This is a genomic window from Candidatus Binatia bacterium, from assembly GCA_036382395.1.
Classification (GTDB): Bacteria; Desulfobacterota; Binatia; order HRBIN30; family HRBIN30; genus JAGDMS01.
On the sequence record DASVHW010000200.1, the window covers coordinates 1 to 5,343 of the forward strand.

Genomic DNA, 5,343 nt, shown 5'->3' on the forward strand with positions numbered 1-5,343 from the left:
CCGACTCCGCCGCCATCACCTCGACCGCGGTGCGCGACGGCGATTATTGGGTGCTGAACGGCACCAAGATTTTCGTCACCAGCGGTCTCATGGCGGCCGAAAAATCCGACGGCTTCGTGGTCGTGTGGGCGACGGTGGACAGATCCGCCGGGCGCGCCGGCATCAAGGCTTTCGTGGTGGAGAGGGGCACACCGGGCATGACCGTGACCGGTGTCGAACACAAGCTCGGCATCCGCGCCTCCGACACCGCCGCCATCGTATTCGAGGACTGCCGGGTGCCGCTCGACAACCTCCTTGGCAGCCCCGAGGTGAAACAGGGCACCGAAGGCTTCAAGGGCGTCATGGCCACCTTCGATGCCACCCGTCCGGCCGTGGCGGCCAGCGCCATCGGCATCGGCCGTGCCGCCCTGGAGTTCGTGCGTGAAGCCTTGGACAAGGGCGGCGTGAAGATTCGCTATGGTATCTCACCGAGGAAGCTCACCGCGATGGAGCGCGATTTCATGGATATGGAGGCGAATCTGCAGGCGGCCCGGCTGCTCACCTGGCGCGCGAGTTGGATGATGGATGAGGGCATGCGCAACAGCCTCGAAGCGTCGATGGCGAAGGCGAAGGCGGGGCTCGCCGTCACCCAGGTCACCCAGAAGGCGGTCGAGTTGCTCGGACCGCTAGGCTACTCGCGCAAGTACCTGCTCGAAAAGTGGATGCGCGATGCCAAGATCAACGACATCTTCGAGGGCACACAGCAGATCAACATGATGATCATTGCCCGCCGCATCCTCGGGTATTCGAGCAAAGAGCTGAGCTGAACGAAGCCAGGAGTCAGAAGCCAGAATCCGGGAGAAGCGCCGTTTGCGTACAGCTCTTGACTTTGTATGCTGACTCCTGACTTCTGACTCCTCCTATGCAGTCGGTCCGCATCGGTGTCATCGGCGCCGGGATCATCGGCGGAACGCATTCCGTCGTGCTCCAGCAGATCGCGCGGGCTCTAGGCGACAAGGTGCAGCTGGTCGCCATTGCCGACCCGCTGGCCGAGCGGCGCGCCTTTTTTGCATCGACCTACGGCTACCCGCAGACCTTCGCCGACGGGTTCGATCTGCTCGCCAAGACCGATATCAATACGGTCTTCGTCTGTACGCCGACGCGCTATCACGCCGAGCTGGTACATGCCGCGGCCGCGCGTGGGCTGCATATCTTCTGCGAGAAGCCGCTGGCCATGAGTTGCGGCGAGGCAGCCGGCATGGTCGCCGCCGTCGAAGGCGCGGGCGTGCATTCGCAGATAGGGTTGGTGCTGCGTTTCTCCGCCGTCTACACGGTGATGCGGGCCATGCTGCGGGATCCTCAGTCGGGACGGCCGCTGGCGGTGGTCTTCCGTGACGATCAAGTGTTCCCGATCCGCGGCGTGCACGACAGCGCCTGGCGCGCCGACCGAAGGCTGACGGCCGGTGGCACGTTGATCGAGCACGGGGTGCACGACCTCGATCTGCTCACCTGGTTCTTCGGGCCCGTCGAACGGTTGCGGGCCTGGGAGCGCAACTTCGCCGGCCATCCGGGCGTGGAAGACTACATGGCCGTGGAGCTGCTGTTCGCCGGCGGCCTGCGTGCACAGCTCGTCAACCTCTGGCACAACATGATACAGCGCCCGTCGAATCGGCGGCTGGAGATCTTCTGTGAGGGTGCCTTCATTGCCAGCGACCACGACATGATCGGTGAGATCATCCGGCAGTGCGGCGATGGTGCCGAAGAAGTGGTGGCTGCAGATGACGTGATGGGGCGCTTCGTAGCCATGCAGCAGAATGTTCCCGAGGTGCTGCGCGAATGGTATGGCGCATCGTATCTGGTACAGGACCTGGCATTCGTGCGCGCGCTCTTGGACGATCGCGTGCCGTCGCCCGACATGCGTGTCGGCCTGGCGGCGCAGCGCCTGGCGGCGGCCGTGTACCACGCGGCGCAAACGGGCGAGGAAGTGGACATGCCGCATTTTCAGGCTGAGGGCGGGAGTACCGTGTGCCTCGATTGACGTCATACCGCGGCAAGAACGCGGTGATTACCGGCGCGTCGAGCGGCATCGGCCGGCTGCTGGCGCTGCGCTTGGCGCGTGAGGGGGCACGCGTGGCGCTGGTGGCGCGGCGCGAGTCCGAGCTGCGCCAGCTGGCCAGGGAGATCGGGCCGAACGGCGGCCAGACGCTCGTGCTCCCCTGCGATGTGGCCGAGCGTGCCCAGGTGTTTGCGTGCGCGGAGCAGGCGCTGGCGGCTTTCGGCGCCGTCGACATTCTGGTCAACAACGCCGGGTATGGCCACCATCGTCGTTTCCTCGATTGGGACCTTGACGACATGGAGCGCATGCTGCGGGTCAACTTCCTCGGCGCGCTCTATTGGACGAAAGCGCTCGTTCCGCACATGGCCGAACGTCGCACGGGCTGGTGTGTGTTTGTGGCTTCCGTTGCCGGAAAGCTCGGGGTGCCGGAGGAGAGTGCGTACGCCGCCTCGAAGTTCGCCATGGTGGGCTTGGCGGAGGCGCTCTCGATCGAGCTGGAGGATCTCGGCATACACGTGCTCACCGTCTGTCCCGGCACCATCAACACCCCATTTTTTGACGCCGAGGCGCTCGAGCGCATGCCGCCGGTGTCGCGCCGGATGATGATCGAACCCGAGCGCGTGGTCGACGCGGTGATCGATGCCTTGGCGCGAGGCAAGCATGAAATCACGGTGCCGCGCCTGATCGCCGCTGGCTATATCGTGCGTGCCCTGGCGCCCGTATTCATGCGCCGCAACACCAAGCGCACCACGATTGACGCGGTCGCGAAACGCGCCCGAAGGTCCATGGAGAAACGTAAACCCAAGTCCACCGGACACTAAGCGAACGTCTCCGGTCTCTGGTTTCTGGGAGAAGGCCTTCTTTCAGCTTTTTCTCTTGGCGGCTTGGCGCTACCATAGTCGCCGGTGGGGGATGACGGGTAGAGTGGCAGGGCAAGCGCCGGCCGGCAGCGGCGTGAAAACGGGAGAGCTGGAACCGCGACCGAAGCGACGACGGCCTCGCCGACGTTCACGTCGTGGGGGACGCCCATGGTTGACCGGGGCAGCTACCGCGGTAGAAGTTGTTGCCTTGCTGGCGGCGGCACTGGTCGGTGAGCTGGCACTGCTCGGCTCCTGCGTCGAATGGTTCAGCGGTGCCGGTTCATGGCCCCGTCTCCTGACCTTTGCCGGCGCGGTGCTGGTGCTCGGCCTGCTGACGGCGGTGTCGCTGTGGCTGTGGTTCAACCTGCGCAGTTGGCTCAGACGGTTTGGGTTGGTGTGGCCACTTATTGCTGCTCTGGTCACGGCTGGCGGTGCTGCCTGGCTGGCGTCGTATCCAACGTTTTCTCGCGAGGTGACGAGCCTGCGTACGCTGGTGGGGGGGAGCGCCGAGGCCGAGCGGGTGGCGATTGGTCACCAGGTATATGCCGCCTACCGGCGGACAGATCTGGATCAGATGCTGCGCGTCCTCGAACGCGCCCGCGTCTACGAACCGACGGTGCACGAAGCGGCTGCGGCCTTCGGCGTCGATCCCGAAGTGCTGATGGGGGTTGGCGCCGCTGAATCCGCCTTTTACCCGCGCGACAGCTCGGACGGTGGTCGGGGTTTGTTTCAAATCACCGCGCCACCGCTGCTCGCCGTCAAGGAAGCGCGGAAGCGCCTGGGGGTCGAACGGCTGGATGGGCTCAATCAGCGCCACAATGCCTTCGTCGCCGCGGCCACGCTGCGACACTACCTCGATGAGATGCCTGGCGATCTGTTCCTAGGGTTGCTGGCGTACAACATCGGGCCCCGCAACGGCGGCTTGCGTTCCATCATGCGGCAATACGGCGCGCGTGATTTCATCACCATCCAGCCGTATCTGCAGCATCTGCCGCGCGACTACCCGATCCGTGTCCTCTGCGCCGCCCTGGCGTATCGTCTCTGGCGCAGCGAGGGGCACCTGCCGCGGTACGAGGAGGGCGACAATGCGCTGCGCGTGCAGCGCGTCGGGATTCCGGGTTTTCAGGAGAGCCCTGCGCCACGCGCGCACCAGCCCACACGCTGACCTCCGGGATGTAGGGGCGCAGCATGCTGCGCCCGAGCCCCTACGCCACCATCAGTACGCCCGAGCCTTGGATGCCGTCGTGTTTGAGCGCCTGTAAGGCGCGATTGGCGTCGGAGAGCGGGAAGGGCGTGGTGTGCGGACGGAGCGGGATCTCGGCGGCGATGCGGAGAAGTTCCTCACCATCGGCACGCGTGTTGGCGGTGACGCTGCGCAGGTTCTTCTCGTGGAAGAGATGGCGTTCGTAATTGAGGCTGGGGATATCACTGAGATAGATCCCGGCCAATGCCAACGTCCCTCCCTGATCGAGGGCCTCGAGCGCGGGGAGCACCAGGTCTCCCGCCGGCGCGAACAGCACGGCACTGTCCAACTTCTCTGGCGGTGTGTCGCCCGCGCCGCCGACCCAAGCGGCTCCCAATTCCCGCGCCAGGGCTTGATGCGGTGCGTCGCGCGTCACGACGTACACCGTGCAGCCGAGATGGCGTGCTACTTGGATGGCGATGTGCGCCGACGAGCCGAAGCCATACAGCCCCAGCCGGCATCCAGGCCGCATGTCGGCTCGGCGCAAGGCGCGGTAGCCGATGATACCGGCGCACAGCAACGGGGTTGCCGCGGCGACCCCCAGCGCCGGCGGAATGGCATAGGCGAAATCCTCGCGCACCACGGCGTACTCGGCGTAGCCGCCATTCTCATGCCAGCCGGTAAATCGCGCATTGGGGCAGAGGTTCTCGTTGCCCGCTTTGCAGTAACGGCACGTGCTGCAGGTGTAGCGCAGCCAGGCGATGCCGATGCGGTCGCCCTCTGTGAAGCGCTTGGCATGCGGGCCGCAGCGATCGACCATCCCCACCACCTGATGGCCCGGAACGATATGTTCGACCTGCGGTGGCAGCTCACCCTCGACCACGTGCAGGTCGGTGCGGCAGATGCCACAGGCCTCCACCCGCACCCGCACCTCGTTGCCCTGGGGCTCAGGGAGCGGCAGGTCTTCGAGCCGCAGCGGTGAGGTGTCAATCGGTGCGGGGTGGGTGAGGACTTGCGCCTTCATAAGACCAGTTTGCAGCCATAAGTGACGGGGGACAAGCCCGCGAAGACGAGCCTGGCGGAATTGACGTCTTCCAACTCGTTACTCGTCTTCGTTGCGATGACCCGACACGGCCCGGCGCTGCCGGACCGTGCCGAGGTCTTCTGAGCCGGTTGCCGACCCGCTCTGTCTCCCCTTGGCAAGGGGACTGTCGATTTTCTCCAAGTAGCGCCGGCCTCTCCCGCGCGTTTTTTCCGCGTGGGAG

General features: G+C 65.4%; 5 protein-coding genes. 4 read left to right on the top strand and 1 reads right to left on the bottom strand.

What is annotated here, in order from left to right; translation table 11 throughout:
• The 4 genes from VF515_09160 to VF515_09175 form a co-directional block, all read left to right on the top strand.
• The coding region (locus tag VF515_09160; GenBank protein HEX7407802.1) for an acyl-CoA dehydrogenase family protein at nucleotides 1–806 on the top strand (806 nt) is incomplete at its 5' end.
• A gap of 95 nt (nucleotides 807–901) precedes the next feature.
• Nucleotides 902–2,017 carry a Gfo/Idh/MocA family oxidoreductase gene (locus tag VF515_09165; GenBank protein ID HEX7407803.1) on the top strand — a complete coding sequence of 372 codons (1,116 nt, stop codon included), beginning with the start codon at nucleotides 902–904 and terminating at the stop codon, nucleotides 2,015–2,017.
• Nucleotides 2,005–2,856 carry an SDR family oxidoreductase gene (locus VF515_09170; protein HEX7407804.1) on the top strand — a complete coding sequence of 284 codons (852 nt, stop codon included), beginning with the start codon at nucleotides 2,005–2,007 and terminating at the stop codon, nucleotides 2,854–2,856. Before VF515_09165 ends, VF515_09170 begins: the two co-directional genes overlap by 13 nt.
• 211 nt (nucleotides 2,857–3,067) lie before the next feature.
• Nucleotides 3,068–4,060: a transglycosylase SLT domain-containing protein gene (locus VF515_09175; GenBank protein HEX7407805.1), complete on the top strand. Its 993-nt coding sequence runs from the start codon at nucleotides 3,068–3,070 to the stop codon at nucleotides 4,058–4,060.
• 40 nt (nucleotides 4,061–4,100) lie between these two features.
• Here the strand turns inward: VF515_09175 and VF515_09180 are convergent, their stop codons facing one another.
• Complete coding sequence (locus VF515_09180) at nucleotides 4,101–5,102, bottom strand: zinc-dependent alcohol dehydrogenase family protein (protein HEX7407806.1); 1,002 nt, start codon at nucleotides 5,100–5,102, stop codon at nucleotides 4,101–4,103.
• Nucleotides 5,103–5,343 lie beyond the last annotated feature (241 nt).